The following is a 16,540-nucleotide window of genomic DNA, read 5'->3' on the forward strand; positions in this document are numbered from 1 at the left end:
TGAAACATACCAGTTATTTTGCAGTTGATAACAACATCCACATTATGTTAAAACAAGCTATATTTCTTATTTTATTTTCATTAAGCACAGCTTCTGTATTTGCTCAAAAGTCTGATTCATTAGTAAGCAAGGCTGGCAAAATAAAGAATGTTGAAGGAGCATTTATGAGTTCGTCAAATAATATTATTGGGAATATTTCGTCTGCTTCAAACTTCTCAATATTGGCTAATGCAATTCAGATTGCTGGTCTAACAGATACATTGAACAGTAGCAATCAGGTTACTTTTTTTGCACCTGATAATAAAGCATTTGAGAAATTGCCGACTGGCAAATTGGATACATTATTACTCCCTGCACATAAAACTGAGCTGACAAATTTACTTTTATATCACGCTATTGCCAGGAAAATAACTTCAAAAGATATTGAAAGACAGATAAAAGCCGGGAACGGACAGGCTACATTTACAACTTTATCAGGTGGCATTTTAACGGCACGAATAAATGAAAACCGAAATATCGTTTTAACAGACGAGTCAGACGGTCAAAGTGTGATCAGTTTGTTAGATATACAACAAAGCAATGGGATTCTTTTCGTAATAAAGACAGTATTAATACCCCGTGCAAAATGACAATTTAATGCCAATAGAAGGCAAACCATACCAGAATTGTTTACGTAATTCTTCTAGTTAAACAATTATTTAAATGAAAAAGACATTCTTGATAATCGTGCTTCTTGCCACAGGGATATTCAGTGTACAGCGTACTATGGCACAGTCAAAAAAGAAGACTGCTGCTGAATGGAAAAAGACCCTTACTCCTAACCAATATGAGATAATGGTTGAAAGAGGCACTGAGACTCCTTATAAAAACGCCTATTGGGATAATCATGAAAAAGGCGTGTACGTTAGTGCGGCTACCGGCGAAGTTTTATTTAGCTCTGATGATAAATATGACAGCCATACCGGCTGGCCAAGTTTTGTAAAAGCAGTTGATCCAAGCAAAATCGCAATAGTGCAAGACAATAGCTTCGGTATGACCCGTGATGAAGTGGTCGAAAAAAGTACCGGACTACACCTTGGACATGTTTTTGACGATGGCCCTGCTGATCGTGGCGGCAAACGCTATTGCATGAACTCAGGCGCGCTCAAATTCATTAAAAAGTAACCAGCTTACGTGCAGCACTAATAGACGGGCGGATCATTGGTCTTGTCCTTGTGGTGTTTTCAAAATTTAATCCAATGGTCAGGTCTACCCAGTTAGGGTTAACAGATCTGATCATTTTTTCTTTTTGTGGCCTGGTAAAAGTACTTACAAATTTAAAACGCTCCATTGCCTGCTCTTCTGTATTGATCTCTTCAAAATAAACAAGGCGGTTAAGTTGTTGCGCGCTATCAAAAAATAAGGTAGGCATCTGGCCGTAAAACTGCAGGGTTTTTAAAAGATCAGAGCATAGTCCTACATGTAAATTGTTCCTGTTGCGGTCAGTTATAATATAAATAAAGCGTTTCATTTCAATAAAAATTTGCTGGTTAAAAAATATTTACTAATTTTATGAGCATAAAAATACTAATAATTTTAGCAAATGCAAATTTTATGTCAATAATTTCATCAAATATTAAATTTCTTAGGAAAAAGAAAGGTTTAACTCAGCAACAGTTTGCAGATCAGGTAGGTATAAAAAGGTCGCTTGTTGGTGCTTACGAGGAAGAAAGAGCTGAACCGAAGTATGATTTGCTAAAAAATATAGCATTGTTTTTTGAAATCACAGTAGATGACTTTATTAATGAGACCATAAACGAAAAGTGGGCGCCAAAACCCAAAGGCGATCCTGCCAATTTGCGCATACTTAGTATTTCTGTTGATAAGGATGATAATGAAAATATTGAGCTTGTTCCATTAAAAGCAAGTGCTGGTTACCTGAATGGTTATGCTGATCCGGAATATGTGGCAGCTCTACCTAAATTTTATTTGCCGATGTTTAAACAAGGCACCTTTCGGGCATTTGAGATAAAAGGTGATTCGATGTTACCTTTAGTATCAGGTACTATTATTATTGGTGAATACCTCGAAAACTGGGGTGATATCAAATCAGGTGACACCTATGTTATTATATCAAAAACTGAAGGTATAGTATATAAACGTGTAACCGGTAAATTTAAAGAACAGAAGAAATTAAAATTAGTATCTGATAATCCTGTTTACGAACCATATGATATAAGTGGTGAGGACATCCTTGAAATATGGAAGGCAAAAGCATATATATCTACTAACCTCCCCCTGCCAACACCCGAGCCAACCATGGAAAGCTTAACTACTATGATGGCACAAATGCAGCGCTCTATTTCAAAACTACAGCAGAATAATAATTAAAGACAACAATATAATCTGTCACGATAATTAACCGGCCAAAACGCCGGTTTTTTTATTTTAAAACAATCTTATAACACCAATATTTTACTGATTTCTGTTTCTTAAAATCTTAAGCAACAATTAAGTTACAAGAGAGATATTAAACCATAACCTTATAACTTTATCAAACCTTAAATTTAAAAAACCAGGAAAAATGAAGAAATTTTTGTTAGTGTGCTGCTTCCTTATCGGGATCACAGCAGTAAGCCGTGCACAAGGTGGCGGCCAGAGGAGAACTCCAGAAGAACAGGCTAAGCAATTACAAACACAGCTTAAGCTGAATGACGACCAAACAACCAAGATCACAGCAATTTTTCAGGCACAAGCCACAAAAAGAGATAGCGTCAGAACCGCCGCGAATGGCGACAGACAGGCAATGATGCAAGGTATGATGCCAATAATGCAAGATACAAATAATAAAATTAAAGCTGTTTTAACTCCAGACCAGGCTATCGCTTATGATAAGATAGTGCAGGAGCGAATGGAAAGAATGAGAAACGGCGGCGGTGGTGGTAATAACTAACTAAGAGCCCCATAATTTTTCAAAGAAAGCCTCCCGCTAAATTGGGGGGCTTTCTTTATTTTAGCAGCAAATTTTCAGCCGTTGAATCCATCAGAGAAATTTATCCGTGAAAAGCTTGAGGAAAGGCAACTGAACGGTGCCTATAGAACATTAAAACCGGAAAATAACCTGGTCGATTTCTGTTCAAATGATTACCTGGGTCTTGCACACTCGCAGGTTTTAAAAGATTGGATCAGAGAAGAAGCAGATAACAATACAAATGTTTTAAATGGATCTACAGGTTCAAGGTTATTATCAGGAAACCTATCTTATACTGAAAATGTGGAGCAAGAGATAGCTGCCTTCCATCAAAGCGAAGCCGGGCTGATCTATAATTCTGGATACGATGCAAATCTGGGCTTGTTTTCCTCCTTACCACAACGTGGTGATACTATAATTATAGATGAACTGATACACGCTTCAATTATTGATGGAGCAAGGTTGAGTTATGCTAACCGATACACTTTCAAACATAATGATCTGCAAAGCCTTGAAGAAAAGCTTAAACATGCCAAAGGAAATTGTTATGTAGTGATCGAAAGTGTTTATTCGATGGACGGCGACACGCCGCCCATTGAAGATATATTATCCTTAACTGAAAAATACAACGCACAATTGATTGTAGATGAGGCCCATGCAGTTGGCCTTTATGGCAAGGGAGTTATTAATGAATTAGGCTTGGAAAACAAGGTTTTTGCCCGAATAATTACTTTCGGAAAAGCTTTGGGATGTCACGGGGCAATAGTTTTGGGAAGTAAACAACTACGGGAATACCTGATCAATTTTTCGAGATCATTTATATATACAACAGCGGCTTCATTTCATCAAATTGCAGCTATAAAAATGGCTTATAAACTGCTCCCTTTATCGGATAACAGTATCAAAACGCTTCAGGAAAATATACAGCTTTTCAAAAGTACTATAACTGAACTCAATAGTAATTTACTGCCAAGCGATTCGGCTATTCAATGTCTTATAATTGGCAGCAACGAAAAAGCCAGGAAAATGGCCAATGGAATACAAAATGCCGGTTTTGATGTACGCCCTATCCTTAGTCCAACGGTTTCGCAAGGAACAGAAAGATTAAGGATATGTTTACATTCGTTTAATACATTTAATGAGATAAATTTGCTGGCGAAAACTATACATAAATTAACCTATGCCTGAAAAGGAGATATTATTTGTAAGCGGGATTGGAACTGGTATTGGTAAAACTGTGGTGTCGGCAGTGTTGGTCGAAAAACTCAAAGCAGATTATTGGAAACCCGTTCAATCCGGGGATCTGGATAAGAGTGATTCTTTTGCTATAAAAAATCTGATCTCGAATAAAGATTCTAAAATTCATCCGGAGACATACAAACTCAGTCAGCCTTATTCACCTCATAAATCGGCAGCAATAGATAAGCTTAGTATTGATCCGGAGAAGATCATTTTACCACAAACCAACAATACGCTCATCATTGAGGGTGCGGGAGGTCTGATGGTGCCTTTAACTGATAAATTTTTGATGATCGATCTGATAAAAAAATTAAATGTAAAAGTAGTGCTCGTTTCACAAAATTATTTGGGAAGCATCAATCATACATTGCTATCTATAGAAGCATTAAAACAATATGAGATACCAATAAAGGGGATAATTTTTAATGGTACAAAGGATATTTATTCTAAAGAGTTCATTCTGCAGTATACTGAAATTGCCTTATTAGGCCACATTCCTCAATACAAAGAGGTTGATAAAAAGGCTATTATTAATGCCGGCAATTATATAGAGATGTAATTCATTCTCCATTATTTGCTCAAACAAAGAATTTGCGTCAACTTAGTATTTCAATTATAAACCATCATGATAAAAAATATTACGGTTATAGGTTCCGGAACAATGGGTAATGGTATAGCGCATACTTTCGCACAGTATGGTTTTAAGGTGTCATTGGTGGATATAAACGACGAATCATTAACCAGAGCTTTACAAACAATAAGTGGTAATCTCGACAGACAAATAAAAAAAGAGGTTATTGATGAAAGTGTTAAAGCAGCAACACTCAATAATATCAGTACTCATACAGATTTAAAAGAAGGTGCATCAAATGCAGACCTGGTAATAGAGGCAGCAACCGAAAACCAGGATATAAAACTAGACTTGTTTAAGCAATTAAGTAACATTTGCAAAGATGGTGTGATATTAGCATCCAATACCTCCTCTATATCCATTACTAAGATTGCTTCAGTCACGAAGAATCCGGCCAATGTGATCGGTATGCATTTTATGAACCCGGTACCTGTTATGAGGTTGGTTGAAGTAATACGCGGTTATGCAACCAGTGATGAGATAACCAATACAATAATGCAACTCTCCACGCACCTGGGAAAAGACCCCGTTGAGGTGAATGATTATCCGGGGTTTGTTGCTAATCGTATTTTGATGCCAATGATCAATGAGGCTATTTATACCTTGTACGAAGGTGTTGCCGGTGTTGCCGAAATTGATACTGTAATGAAGCTGGGTATGGCACATCCTATGGGACCATTGCAACTGGCAGATTTTATAGGGTTAGACGTATGCCTGGCTATCTTAAAGGTTCTCCACGATGGCTTCGGGAATCAAAAATATGCACCGTGCCCTTTATTGGTTAACATGGTTACAGCAGGGCATTTAGGCATAAAATCAGGCAATGGATTTTATCAATATACTTCTGTAAATAAAGAACTTATAGTATCTTCTAAGTTCAAATCATAAAGATATTTTAAACCATTTCTTTATTTGTTTGTCAATAGGCTAATAACCTATAGAAACCATTTAAGAATGAAAACACTATCAAAGCTGGGGATACTCGCTGCTTTAGGAGCATCCCTATTTATGTCATCATGTACTGGTGAGTATTATGTATCCGATCAACCTGCCGATGTTGCATATGAAAGAGGCGCCCCGCCTTATGAAGGCGCTGTATGGATTGGTGACGACTGGTATGGAGTGGTAGAAGATATGTACATCAACACGGCCACTGGGCAAGACAACGAACTGGCCGCACTTATGTATCCGGAAACTGGTACCATAATGGAAGCCGCGGTTACGCATGGCATAAAGGATATTGGTCAAGATAAGCCCCCTACCCCCTAAAGGGGGAGTTAATAAAAGAGCTCTCTAAATTTCCCAAGTCAGAGGGCTTTTATTATGCTTAATCATTCCCCCTTTAGGTGGTAGGGGGCTCACATTCTCTCCGGCACTTCAATACCAAGCAATTTCATTCCTTTTTTAATCACCTTTGCGGATGCAGCCGAAAGCTGTAAGCGGAATTGTTTAGTTGCTTCATCTTCTGCTTGTAAGATTGACTTTTCGTGATAAAACTTGTTAAAAGCTTTAGCCAGTTCGTAAATATAATTAGCCACGACTGCAGGACTATAGGCAGTTGCTGCCTGTGTTATAGTTTCCGGAAATTGGCTTAATGCTAATATCAGATCACGTTCCTCAACAGCTAATGATATGATTCCCGTGCTTTTATTTCCATTGAATTCAGCCCTGCTTAATACTGACCGGATACGTGCATGGGTATATTGTATAAATGGCCCTGTATGCCCCTGGAAATCCACAGATTCGTTCGGATCAAACAATAAACGTTTTTTCGGATCAACTTTTAGCAGGAAATATTTTAATGCTCCCATACCTATGGTGTGATAGAGTTCCAGTTTTTCTTCTTCACTATATTCGGTTACTTTTCCTAACGCTTCTGTTTGCTCCTTTGCGGTTTGTTCCATCTCAGATACTAAATCATCCGCATCGACTACTGTCCCCTCGCGCGATTTCATTTTGCCTGATGGCAGATCAACCATTCCATACGACAAGTGAAATAATCCCTTGGCCCATGATTTACCCAGCTTTTGCAGGATCAGGAACAACACTTTAAAATGATAATCCTGCTCATTACCTACCACATAAATGGATTCATCCATATGGAAGTCATTATATTTTAATTGAGCAGTGCCCACATCCTGGGTCATATAAACAGAGGTACCATCAGCACGTAAAACTAGTTTCTCATCCAAGCCATCAGCAGTAAGATCGATCCATACTGAACCATCATCTTTTCTAAAAAATACACCTTTTTCTAATCCTTCATCAACAATATCCTTGCCTAATAAATAAGTGTTTGATTCGTAATAGAATTGATCAAAGTCTACGCCCAAAGCATTGTAAGTCTTACCAAAACCATCATAAACCCAAAGGTTCATAGTTTTCCATAAGCTGATCACTTCTTCATTCCCGGCTTCCCATTGTTGAAGCATTGTTTGAGCCTCAATCATAAAGGCGGTTTTAGACTGAGCTATACCTTTTATTTCTTCATTTTCCTCTTTAATCTTATCATCGATTTCGATGAAAGGCTTTAATAATTTTTGTAATTCTGTTTTTCGCTTTTCTTTTTCTTCGATTTTTACACTATTATATTCATCATCATCGAAACATTTCAAAATTTCTTTCCATCCAATATTATCATCTACTACCGATTCCATAAGAATTGTGGCTCTCAATCCAAAAGCTTCTATTTTAGATGCTGTATCAGTGTCGAGAAGTCTGTATTGCTTATTTTTAAAACTGACAATATTCTTTAAATGCACTTCGAGTTGAAGCTTTTGGGAACCATTAAACAAACCAAAATCATTTTCATTATAAATACTGTATAGTATTGGAGCTAATTGTTTTTTTATTTCTTTATCAGCTATCACATAGTATTTCCCAACTAAATGATCACCCTTCTCTCCTGTTGATTCCGGCGTTTCGCCATTACCAAACTTTTGCCAGGCCAGCATTGATTTGCAGATATGGATACCCCTGTCATTAACCAAATTTGCTTTTACAACCTCATAACCATCCGCTTTTAAAATTTCAGCTACAGAATAACCTAACAAATTATTACGCACATGCCCTAAATGCAACGGCTTGTTAGTATTAGGAGATGAATATTCCACCATTACCTTTTTACCATTCGGCTTAAATGCAGCAAAATCATCAGGCAATATTTCCGTATAGAATTTATCTAACCAATAAGCATCAGACAACGAGATATTCAAAAAACCTTTGATCACATTAAAACCAGCTATTTCTTTTACTTCACTTTTCAAAAACTCCCCTATTTCATTCCCCGTTTGCTCAGGCGATTTACGCGAAATTTTAGTAAACGGGAAAGTAACTATCGTGATTTGTCCTTCAAATTCTTTACGTGTTGGCTGCAGGTTAACATCGGCAGCATTCAGATCTGTTTGATATAGGGCTTTAACGGCTTTAACAGCGGCTTCAATTATAAAATCCATTTGCCAAAATTAGTTATTAGAGTCAAGATTTAAGAATCAAGAATCAGGAAAGAAAATTTGAGGTATAATTAGAAAAACCAACTGTCACTATCACTTGGTTCATGATTCTATACTCTTGACTCTAATTAAACTCTAATTAAGATATTTCCCGGTATATTTGTGCCCGATTACAGCTCTTTATGACTAAAAAAAATAATGATTTTAAGATCGATGTAACTTCCGAAATAGGCGATCTGCGTTGTTTATTGATACACAGCCCCGACAGTGGATTAGGTAAAGTAGTACCCTCAAAGGCACAGGATTGGTTATTTGAAGATATTGTACACCTGGATACCATGCGCAGGAATGAATACGATTATTATGTTAAACTGTTAATGTACTTCCTGGATCCGGACAAAATAAAAGGCAAATTACAGCAGATAGATTCAGAAGAAAATAACCGTTCCTTCTTTAAACCTGACAATAAAAACTTCCACGCATCTACAAAGGTTGTAGAGATACAAAGCCTGCTTGCCGATATTTTGATAGAAGATGATATCCGCAAAAAGCTGGTAGCATCAGTTTGCGCTATTGAAAACTGCACTTATCGTTTACAGCAGAAACTGATCGATACTAATCCTATTGAACTGGCCAAAATATTTATCTCAGGTTCGTTAGGCAATGATGAAATGATCTTTGCCCCTATTCCTAACCTGATATTCTCTCGGGATATAGGTATCGCCATCAATAATTATATGCTGCTTAACAAGCCGGCAAAAAAAGCACGCTCACGCGAAACCTTATTGGCAAGATATATTTTCTTCAACCATCCGCTATTTGCTGCTTATAAAAATAATATACTGGAGATACCCGAAACAGTCCATTATTTTCTGCGTCCTGGCGAAGAGCAAGACGAAAAAACGACGCTGGAAGGTGGTGATGTGATGATGGTAAGTCCACAACACTTAGTGATAGGCTGTAGTGAACGTACTTCGTTAAGCGGAGCAAATGAAGCCATGAAACTGTTGTTTGAAAATGATGTGGTTAAAAAGGTAACCATTGTTAAAATACCGCATAAGCGTGATTACATGCATATTGATACCATTTTTACACAGGTAAAACGCAATGTTTGGGTAATGCTGGGATCGCTTTCTGCTTTGGAGGATACAGTTGAAGAAACCAATGTGATGAAATGGTTTACAGACAAAAAGTCGAAAAACAAAACCGACATCATCCAGTTTGAGAAAGGAAAATCAAAGCCTAAGTTATTTAAAACCCTGGAGGAGCTATTAAGCGATATAAGCGAGAATGACCTGCAGAGCGGCAAAAAGACTAAATTCATTTACTCTGGTAACGATAAATTTCCATTTGATGCCCGTGAGCAGTGGACAGATTCCTGTAATCTTCTTGCTGTAAAAGAGGGCGTGGTTTTAGGCTATGATCGTAATGATAAAACAGTTGAAGCTTTCAGGAAAAAGGGCTTTGATATTATCAAAGTTGCCGATCTACTTCAAAAATTCGAGAACGATGAACTTGATCCGCAGGAAATGAAAGACACATTAATATTAATGCCATCATCAGAACTTTCACGTGCGCGTGGTGGTTTTCATTGTATGAGTATGCCACTTTTTAGAGACAAAATATTATAACTGGTCATTTGTTATTATATAAAGGCTAATGACAAATGACCGGTGACTAATGACTAATGACCACTGACTAATGACTAACCAACAGACCACTTCTACTATATTAATGATACGTCCGGTAAATTTTGGCTTTAATGAGCAGACTGCCGGTAGCAACGCTTTTCAGAACCGGAATGCTGAACAGCAGCAGGTTCAGAATAAAGCACTAAATGAATTTGATAATCTTGTTAGCTTATTGCGGAATAACGGCGTTGAAGTAATTGTTGTTGACGATACTCATGAGCCACATACACCTGATTCTATATTTCCTAATAATTGGGTGTCATTTCACCAGGATGGCAATGTATTTCTGTACCCTATGATGGCCGAAAATCGCCGATTGGAACGAAGGGAAGATATTATTATGCAATTGGAAGATGAGTTTCAGGTCAAACACGTAATTGACCTGAGCCGTTTTGAGCATGACCATAAGTTTTTGGAAGGTACAGGCAGTATGGTGCTCGATCGAGAGAATAAAATAGCCTATGCTTGTATTTCTCCGCGCACGGATAAAGAAGTGTTAGCATTATTTTGTGAACAAACCGGATACAAAGAAGTAAGTTTCCATTCGTTTGATCAACATCATCAAGCCATATATCATACAAATGTGTTGATGTGCATTGGCAGCAAATTCGCTGTTATTTGTTTAGACAGTATTACCGATGACAATGAAAGGAACGCCATACTCACCATTTTGAAATTAACACATAAAGAAATAATCAATATATCTTTTGTCCAAATGAACCAATTTGCCGGCAATATGCTCGAATTGAAAAATAAGAGCGGAGAAAGCTTATTAGTAATGTCGAAAAACGCATATCAATCTTTGGATCAAGATCAAAAAACAGCCCTCGAAAAATACAGTAAATTACTTTATGCGGATATCAATACCATCGAAAATAATGGTGGTGGCAGCGCCCGCTGTATGATAGCCGAAGTACATTTACCACCTATCAATTAAATTACATTAGAGAGATGAAATTAGTATTGATAAGTAAGGGAAAAATCCATTAAAAAATTACATTTTTGCCAAAATTTTAAAGAATGCAGAGTTACCAGGAATTTCTTGATCTAAGTGTAGGTTTTCCGCAGGATGGATTTGAGATCATCGATGATGAATTATATTTCCACGACCTGAATTTGATGGAAATGATAGAAACGTATGGCACACCATTGCGTTTTACTTATTTGCCTATGATCTCAAAGAAAATTCAGCAGGCAAAGCTGTTGTTTCAGCAGGCTATCGTTAAAAACAATTACCGCGGAAGCTATAAATATTGTTATTGCACTAAGAGCTCACACTTTAAGCATATTGTTGAAGAAGCGCTTAAAAATGAGATCCACCTGGAAACATCATCAGCATTTGATATGCCGATGATAGATGCATTGGAAAAAAAGGGGGCCCTTACCAAGGACGTTACCGTGATATGCAACGGATTTAAAACCTTCCAGTATAAAACTTATATTGTAGATATGCTACACGATGGTTTTAAAAACATCATCCCCATACTGGATAACAAAGAAGAGTTCAATATCTATGATGACGAGATCGAAATGGATACTCCCTGCAACCTGGGGATCAGGATAGCGGCAGAAGAGCAGCCAGACTCTCAATTTTACACCTCTCGTTTAGGTATACGCCTGGAAGACATTATCGATTTTTATCATAATAAGATCGAAGATAATCCCAATTTCAAGGTTAAGCTATTACACTTCTTTATTAATTCGGGTATTTCTGATACACCATATTATTGGAACGAGTTAGAGAAATATGTGACCCTGTATTGCAAGTTCAAAAAGATAAACCCCGATCTGGATACACTGGATATCGGTGGCGGTATGCCGTTTAAAGACTCCCTTGTATTTGACTTTGATTATGAGTATATGATCAATGAGATCGTGAGCCGGATAAAGGAAATCTGCGCTGAGCACGATACGGTTGAGCCGGATATTATTACTGAGTTCGGTAAATATACTGTGGCTGAAGCTTCGGGTATATTATATAAGGTATTAGGCCGTAAGCAGCAAAACGACCGCGAAAGATGGTTGATGCTTGATGGTTCATTTATTACTAACCTGCCTGATGTTTGGGCGCTTAATCAGAAATACATCCTTTTACCCGTTAATAACTGGGACTCTGAATATGAACGTGTAAACCTGGGTGGTATTACTTGCGACGGACAGGATTATTACAACCAGGAAGCTCATATGAACAGCGTGTTTATGCCAAAGACCCGCAAGGTGCAATACTTAGGCTTTTTTAATACCGGAGCATACCAGGAAGTATTAAGCGGATATGGAGGCATACACCATTGCTTGTTACCTTCACCAAAACATGTGATCATCCGCCGCAACCGGGATGAGACATTCAACTTTGAAGTGTTCGGTGAAGAACAGAACAGTAAACAGGTATTGAAAATATTAGGTTATACCAGCTAAAAAAATATAGCTGATAAACTTATTAAGCTGATCGGTGTTAAGCAATTATGTTTAATGTCAGATCAGCTTTTTTATTAGGTATTATTTTAATTTGCGCTTCGTGGTCAAATACCTGTCTCCAAAATCAGGATGATGTTTATACGCACAAAGCCGCATCAGATGGTGGTACCGGTAAGTTCTACTTTGGTAGGGAAATAGCCCATGTAATGGATTTCAGCGGCTCCGCATGGCTGGAACGGAATAGTCGTGAGGTAGAAGAAAATGCGAACCTTGCCGTCGCTAAATTACCTATAAACAAAAATAGTATTGTGGCAGATATCGGCGCTGGGACAGGCTATTATACTTTTAAAATTTATCATAATGTACCCCAGGGAAAAGTATATGCCGAGGAAATACAAAATGATGCGGTGACCTATCTTAAAAATAAAGCAGGGCAATTGAATGCCTCAAATGTGATTGTGGTAAAAGGTAAAGAACAATCGCCTGAGCTCCCCGAGAACAGCATAGATTTGGCCCTAATGGTTGATGTGTACCACGAATTAAGCTACCCGCACGAAATGTTGCAAAGTATACGTAAATCACTAAAACCAAAAGGGAAATTGTTATTGCTTGAGTATCGCGCAGAAGATCCAAAGGTTGATATAAAGCCCCTGCATAAAATGAGCACAAAACAAGTTGATAAGGAATTATCAGCAAATGGGTTTCATTTAGTGCAGGACGGAGAGTTTTTACCTATACAGCATTTTTTGTTGTATGAGAAGGATTAGTTAACTATCAAACTTTTCCAGCAACTTCAGTAACGTCTCAAAGTCTTTGGGATAAGGTGCATGAATAGTAATATCCTTTCCATCCGGCAGTTTGAAAGATACTTCGTAAGCATGCAGGGCAAAGCGCTTCATAATAGGTTGTTCTTCCTGGTCCTTGCCTAAATGATACTTTCGTTTGATCTCTGACAGGAAAACAGGCTTTCCTTTATACATTTCATCTCCTGCAATAGATGCACGTTGTGTAGCTAAATGTATCCTGATCTGGTGCATACGGCCTGTTACCGGGCGGCATTCAACCAATGTATAATGCTTAAAATATTTTAACGACTGGAACCAGGTTTCGGCACGCTTACCATCCTGGCGACTGATACTTACATTACCCTTGCCTACATTTAATATAGGGAGGTCGACAAGTAGTTTTTCAAAAACGTGCGTACCTTCAATAATAGCATGATATATCTTTTTTACCTGGCGTTTTTCAAACTGCATAGAAACCGTCCTGTACGCTTCAGGATTTTTAGCGATTATTAGCGCGCCTGAGGTCTCTTTATCCAAACGGTGACATATTTGTGCATCATCAGAATATCCTTTGGCTAAACGCAACAGATTGATCTCACCGCCTTCCCGTTCATCCAGAGAACTTAGAAAGGGTGGTTTGTTCACAACTATCACATCTTCATCCTCAAATAATATCAGGTCGGCAAATTTCGGAAACTTCATAGCCTGCAAAAATACGGTTTATTCACTCAATTGACCATCACCATTTTGTATAAAATAGTAGGATATCATCCGCAAAAAACAAATGTTAATAGTATTGGTTAAATACATTGAAAAACATAATAAACATCTAACTACAAATAAAATGAGCACAAATTCAATCGGGCCTGAAGAAAAGGGATTTTTCGAGAAGGTAAAAGAAACGATAGAAGGGCTTTGGGACGGTACCAAAGACAAAGCCGAAGAATTAAAAGATAAAACAGCAGATACTATAGATACTTTAAAAGAAAAAGTAACAACCGAAAAGAAAACGGTGGCTAAGAAAACAACCGCCGCTAAAAAAAGCGTTTCTGCCAAAGCAAATACTGCGAGCACAAAAGCCAAAACAGCTGCGGCAGAGGTAAAGGCTAAAGCATCTGACAAAACAAAGGAGATCAAAACTAAAGTTGCTGATGAAAACGCAAAAGCTAAAAAAGCCATTGCAGAGGTTAAAGCTAAGGCCGCTGATAAAGCCAAAGCAATAACTACTAAGGCTAAAGCTGAAAGTACCTCAGCCAAAAAATCAGTTGCTGCAAAAACAAATAAGCCAGCGCCTGCTAAGAAAAGAGCTACGGTTGCCAAATAACAACAGTGACTAAAAACAAAAAAGGTTCCGGAATTCCGGAACCCTTTTTTGTTATGTTTTAGGCTTCAAACTTATAGCCTACTCCTTTTACGGTTGAAACTATATCGTCACCTAATTTCTCTCTGAGCTTACGAATATGTACATCAATCGTACGATTAGTTACCACTACCGAATCTTCCCATATATTTTTCAATATTACCTCGCGGGTGTAAACTTTGCCAGGTTTTGAGGCAAGAAGATATAGTAATTCAAACTCTTTTTTAGCCAGCACTACTTTTTCATTTTTCTGGTAAACCAGGTAAGCCTCACGGTCTATCACCAGTGTACCTATCTCTAATTTATTGTCCGTCACCTCTTCAGCAGGTGCATTCCTGCGTAATATGGCGTTGATACGGCTTACTAAGGCTCTTGGCTTTATAGGTTTGGCAATATAATCATCAGCGCCAACGTTGAATCCGGCAATTTCTGAGTACTCTTCGCTGCGGGCTGTTAAAAATACCATAAAAGTATTCTTAAACTCGGGCATGGTACGCATAATACGGCAAGCCTCTATCCCATCCATTTTGGGCATCATAATGTCCAGAACGATCAGGTCAGGCAAAGCTTTTTTTGCCTCAGAAACGGCCTCCTGGCCATTACGGGCGGTATATACCTGGTAACCTTCTTTCTTCAGGTTATATTCGATCAGCTCTAAAATATCCGGTTCATCGTCAACAATAAGAATTTTCTGCTTAGTAGAAGTGCTCATGATATAAATTTTGTATAAATATATAAGCTTAAAAAAAGCAAATAGTTAATTCAATGTTAACAAATTGTTAAGTGTTACCTTATTTTAACTTATTATTGAGGCTTATTAAACGTTTTGTTTAAAAATTCTTCAAGATCGCTTCCGGTAATGTTCTTTGCAATGATATTTCCATCCGGATCAATCATGAAGTTTGAAGGTATCGCATTAACATGGTAAAGCCTTTCTGTCGGTCCTTCAAAGTTCTTTAGATCAGATGCATGGTTCCAGGCTAACTTATCCTGGTTAACAGCCTGCTCCCATTTGGGTTTGTCCACATCAAGCGATATACCAAGTATATTTAATCCCTTAGATTTGTAAATACTATACTGCTTTACAACATTAGGATTTTCTTGTCTGCATGGAGCGCACCATGATGCCCAGAAATCAACCAATACATATTTTCCCTTATAATCAGATAACTTAACGGGCTTGCCATCAATACCTGTCGTTGCAAAATCAGGTGCTTTATGGCCTACTGAAACAGGCTTTATTTCGTCCATTGACCTTACAAAACGTTGTACGGCGGGATTATCTTTAAAATTATCTTTTATTGCATCTGCATAAGCTACCAGTTGTTGCTCATACTTATTCTGGTCTAATGCGGTAATCGCATAAAATCCTGCAAGAGAATTCTTATTGCCATTGGCAAATGACAGAATATCAACACTTTGAGCGGAAAGTTGCTTTTCAATTTGCGGACGGTAAATAGATATTAATGAATCTGATTCATGTCCTATCTGTGTTGCCTTGGTACGATATTCATCAACGATCTTGTTTAACTTATCTCCGTAAACATTATTAATCTTGTTAAATTCTTTTATTTTTTCAGAATCATCCGAACCTGAAATAGTATACGAATGGGAACTATCTGTTAGGTTTGTTGAAAAATCGATGGCATCACCATTTTTTGCGATCAGGTCGAAAATATTACTGCCCGCACGCAATTTGTAAAGATTAGCATATGGTGACGGATGTTTAAACTGAAACTTTCCATCCTCCCCTAAATTGGTTGAATCTACTACTGAAATAGCTGTACTATCAGTAGCAAGCAGGTACACTTTTTTAATACTGCCAGGATTGGTAATAGTACCTGACAGGGTAAAAACAGATTTATCCTTGCACGAAAATATCAAGGCTGATAACAGAGCAATAAAGCTAAATACGGTATAACGTTTCATAAATTTGATATTGAAGGCATGAAATTTAAGATGTGTTAAAATTGAGAGTTAATTTTGTTTTTTCTCATATCTCACATCTAAAATCTCA

Annotated in this window: 18 protein-coding genes; 13 read left to right on the plus strand and 5 right to left on the minus strand. The window is 37.6% G+C overall.

What is annotated here, in order from left to right; genetic code table 11:
- The first annotated feature begins 44 nt into the window (after nt 1–44).
- Nucleotides 45–629, plus strand: a complete 585-nt coding sequence (locus tag ACPPVU_RS16460) for a fasciclin domain-containing protein (protein ID WP_426667616.1) — start codon at nt 45–47, stop codon at nt 627–629.
- A 73-nt stretch (nt 630–702) separates the two neighbouring features.
- Nucleotides 703–1,164 (plus strand): peptide-methionine (R)-S-oxide reductase MsrB, encoded by a 462-nt coding sequence (gene msrB / locus ACPPVU_RS16465; protein WP_426667617.1) that lies wholly within the window; start codon nt 703–705, stop codon nt 1,162–1,164.
- Here msrB and ACPPVU_RS16470 read toward each other — a convergent pair.
- Entirely contained in the window at nt 1,154–1,510 is a 357-nt protein-coding gene (locus ACPPVU_RS16470; protein ID WP_426667618.1) for a GIY-YIG nuclease family protein, read from the minus strand. The genes msrB and ACPPVU_RS16470 overlap by 11 nt on opposite strands.
- Before the next feature lie 83 nt (nt 1,511–1,593).
- Here ACPPVU_RS16470 and ACPPVU_RS16475 point away from each other — a divergent pair, with 83 nt between their 5' ends.
- The 6 genes from ACPPVU_RS16475 to ACPPVU_RS16500 all read left to right on the plus strand — a co-directional run bounded on the left by ACPPVU_RS16475 (nt 1,594) and on the right by ACPPVU_RS16500 (nt 6,089).
- A complete protein-coding gene (locus tag ACPPVU_RS16475) occupies nt 1,594–2,370 on the plus strand; it encodes an XRE family transcriptional regulator (RefSeq protein WP_426667619.1) in 777 nt (258 codons plus the stop codon).
- A gap of 193 nt (nt 2,371–2,563) precedes the next feature.
- Complete coding sequence (locus ACPPVU_RS16480) at nt 2,564–2,932, plus strand: hypothetical protein (RefSeq protein WP_426667620.1); 369 nt, start codon at nt 2,564–2,566, stop codon at nt 2,930–2,932.
- A gap of 81 nt (nt 2,933–3,013) precedes the next feature.
- Nucleotides 3,014–4,138: an aminotransferase class I/II-fold pyridoxal phosphate-dependent enzyme gene (locus ACPPVU_RS16485; RefSeq protein ID WP_426667621.1), complete on the plus strand. Its 1,125-nt coding sequence runs from the start codon at nt 3,014–3,016 to the stop codon at nt 4,136–4,138.
- Complete coding sequence (gene bioD / locus ACPPVU_RS16490; RefSeq protein WP_426667622.1) at nt 4,131–4,748, plus strand: dethiobiotin synthase; 618 nt, start codon at nt 4,131–4,133, stop codon at nt 4,746–4,748. The genes ACPPVU_RS16485 and bioD overlap by 8 nt, the downstream gene beginning before the upstream one ends.
- A 66-nt stretch (nt 4,749–4,814) precedes the next feature.
- Nucleotides 4,815–5,708 (plus strand): 3-hydroxyacyl-CoA dehydrogenase family protein, encoded by an 894-nt coding sequence (locus tag ACPPVU_RS16495; protein ID WP_426667623.1) that lies wholly within the window; start codon nt 4,815–4,817, stop codon nt 5,706–5,708.
- Between the two features lie 66 nt (nt 5,709–5,774).
- A complete protein-coding gene (locus ACPPVU_RS16500; RefSeq protein WP_426667624.1) occupies nt 5,775–6,089 on the plus strand; it encodes a hypothetical protein in 315 nt (104 codons plus the stop codon).
- A gap of 89 nt (nt 6,090–6,178) precedes the next feature.
- Here ACPPVU_RS16500 and argS read toward each other — a convergent pair whose 3' ends face one another.
- Nucleotides 6,179–8,275 (minus strand): arginine--tRNA ligase, encoded by a 2,097-nt coding sequence (gene argS / locus ACPPVU_RS16505; RefSeq protein ID WP_426667625.1) that lies wholly within the window; start codon nt 8,273–8,275, stop codon nt 6,179–6,181.
- 179 nt (nt 8,276–8,454) lie between these two features.
- Between argS and ACPPVU_RS16510 the strand changes: the two genes are divergently transcribed.
- The 4 genes from ACPPVU_RS16510 to ACPPVU_RS16525 all read left to right on the plus strand — a co-directional run bounded on the left by ACPPVU_RS16510 (nt 8,455) and on the right by ACPPVU_RS16525 (nt 13,145).
- Nucleotides 8,455–9,903, plus strand: coding sequence for an arginine deiminase family protein (locus ACPPVU_RS16510; protein WP_426667626.1), 1,449 nt, complete (start codon nt 8,455–8,457; stop codon nt 9,901–9,903).
- A gap of 70 nt (nt 9,904–9,973) precedes the next feature.
- Complete coding sequence (gene ctlX / locus ACPPVU_RS16515) at nt 9,974–10,900, plus strand: citrulline utilization hydrolase CtlX (protein WP_426667627.1); 927 nt, start codon at nt 9,974–9,976, stop codon at nt 10,898–10,900.
- An 83-nt stretch (nt 10,901–10,983) separates the two neighbouring features.
- Nucleotides 10,984–12,378, plus strand: coding sequence for an arginine decarboxylase (locus ACPPVU_RS16520; protein ID WP_426667628.1), 1,395 nt, complete (start codon nt 10,984–10,986; stop codon nt 12,376–12,378).
- A 47-nt stretch (nt 12,379–12,425) separates the two neighbouring features.
- On the plus strand, nt 12,426–13,145 hold the full coding sequence (locus tag ACPPVU_RS16525) for a class I SAM-dependent methyltransferase (RefSeq protein WP_426667629.1): 720 nt from the start codon (nt 12,426–12,428) through the stop codon (nt 13,143–13,145).
- Here ACPPVU_RS16525 and ACPPVU_RS16530 read toward each other — a convergent pair whose 3' ends face one another.
- Nucleotides 13,146–13,865 (minus strand): RluA family pseudouridine synthase, encoded by a 720-nt coding sequence (locus ACPPVU_RS16530; RefSeq protein WP_426667630.1) that lies wholly within the window; start codon nt 13,863–13,865, stop codon nt 13,146–13,148.
- A 142-nt stretch (nt 13,866–14,007) separates the two neighbouring features.
- Here ACPPVU_RS16530 and ACPPVU_RS16535 point away from each other — a divergent pair, with 142 nt between their 5' ends.
- Nucleotides 14,008–14,487, plus strand: coding sequence for a hypothetical protein (locus ACPPVU_RS16535; protein ID WP_426667631.1), 480 nt, complete (start codon nt 14,008–14,010; stop codon nt 14,485–14,487).
- 58 nt (nt 14,488–14,545) lie between these two features.
- Here ACPPVU_RS16535 and ACPPVU_RS16540 read toward each other — a convergent pair whose 3' ends face one another.
- The gene (locus tag ACPPVU_RS16540) at nt 14,546–15,235 is read right to left on the minus strand and encodes a response regulator transcription factor (protein WP_426667632.1); all 690 of its coding nucleotides are present in this window, start codon (nt 15,233–15,235) and stop codon (nt 14,546–14,548) included.
- A gap of 92 nt (nt 15,236–15,327) precedes the next feature.
- On the minus strand, nt 15,328–16,452 hold the full coding sequence (locus tag ACPPVU_RS16545; protein WP_426667633.1) for a redoxin domain-containing protein: 1,125 nt from the start codon (nt 16,450–16,452) through the stop codon (nt 15,328–15,330).
- Nucleotides 16,453–16,540: the final 88 nt, after the last annotated feature.

The organism is Mucilaginibacter sp. McL0603 (assembly GCF_049992945.1).
GTDB lineage: Bacteria > Bacteroidota > Bacteroidia > Sphingobacteriales > Sphingobacteriaceae > Mucilaginibacter.

Excerpts from the sequence above, each read along its gene's own strand:
- ACPPVU_RS16535 (WP_426667631.1), top strand. The coding sequence starts at position 14,008 with ATGAGCACAAATTCAATCGGGCCTGAAGAAAAGGGATTTTTCGAGAAG.
- ACPPVU_RS16545 (WP_426667633.1), bottom strand. The coding sequence starts at position 16,452 with ATGAAACGTTATACCGTATTTAGCTTTATTGCTCTGTTATCAGCCTTG.
- ACPPVU_RS16470 (WP_426667618.1), bottom strand. The coding sequence starts at position 1,510 with ATGAAACGCTTTATTTATATTATAACTGACCGCAACAGGAACAATTTA.
- ACPPVU_RS16500 (WP_426667624.1), top strand. The coding sequence starts at position 5,775 with ATGAAAACACTATCAAAGCTGGGGATACTCGCTGCTTTAGGAGCATCC.
- ACPPVU_RS16525 (WP_426667629.1), top strand. The coding sequence starts at position 12,426 with ATGTTTAATGTCAGATCAGCTTTTTTATTAGGTATTATTTTAATTTGC.
- bioD (WP_426667622.1), top strand. The coding sequence starts at position 4,131 with ATGCCTGAAAAGGAGATATTATTTGTAAGCGGGATTGGAACTGGTATT.
- ACPPVU_RS16460 (WP_426667616.1), top strand. The coding sequence starts at position 45 with ATGTTAAAACAAGCTATATTTCTTATTTTATTTTCATTAAGCACAGCT.
- ACPPVU_RS16495 (WP_426667623.1), top strand. The coding sequence starts at position 4,815 with ATGATAAAAAATATTACGGTTATAGGTTCCGGAACAATGGGTAATGGT.
- msrB (WP_426667617.1), top strand. The coding sequence starts at position 703 with ATGAAAAAGACATTCTTGATAATCGTGCTTCTTGCCACAGGGATATTC.
- ACPPVU_RS16480 (WP_426667620.1), top strand. The coding sequence starts at position 2,564 with ATGAAGAAATTTTTGTTAGTGTGCTGCTTCCTTATCGGGATCACAGCA.
- ACPPVU_RS16475 (WP_426667619.1), top strand. The coding sequence starts at position 1,594 with ATGTCAATAATTTCATCAAATATTAAATTTCTTAGGAAAAAGAAAGGT.
- ctlX (WP_426667627.1), top strand. The coding sequence starts at position 9,974 with ATGACTAACCAACAGACCACTTCTACTATATTAATGATACGTCCGGTA.
- ACPPVU_RS16540 (WP_426667632.1), bottom strand. The coding sequence starts at position 15,235 with ATGAGCACTTCTACTAAGCAGAAAATTCTTATTGTTGACGATGAACCG.
- ACPPVU_RS16530 (WP_426667630.1), bottom strand. The coding sequence starts at position 13,865 with ATGAAGTTTCCGAAATTTGCCGACCTGATATTATTTGAGGATGAAGAT.
- argS (WP_426667625.1), bottom strand. The coding sequence starts at position 8,275 with ATGGATTTTATAATTGAAGCCGCTGTTAAAGCCGTTAAAGCCCTATAT.
- ACPPVU_RS16510 (WP_426667626.1), top strand. The coding sequence starts at position 8,455 with ATGACTAAAAAAAATAATGATTTTAAGATCGATGTAACTTCCGAAATA.
- ACPPVU_RS16520 (WP_426667628.1), top strand. The coding sequence starts at position 10,984 with ATGCAGAGTTACCAGGAATTTCTTGATCTAAGTGTAGGTTTTCCGCAG.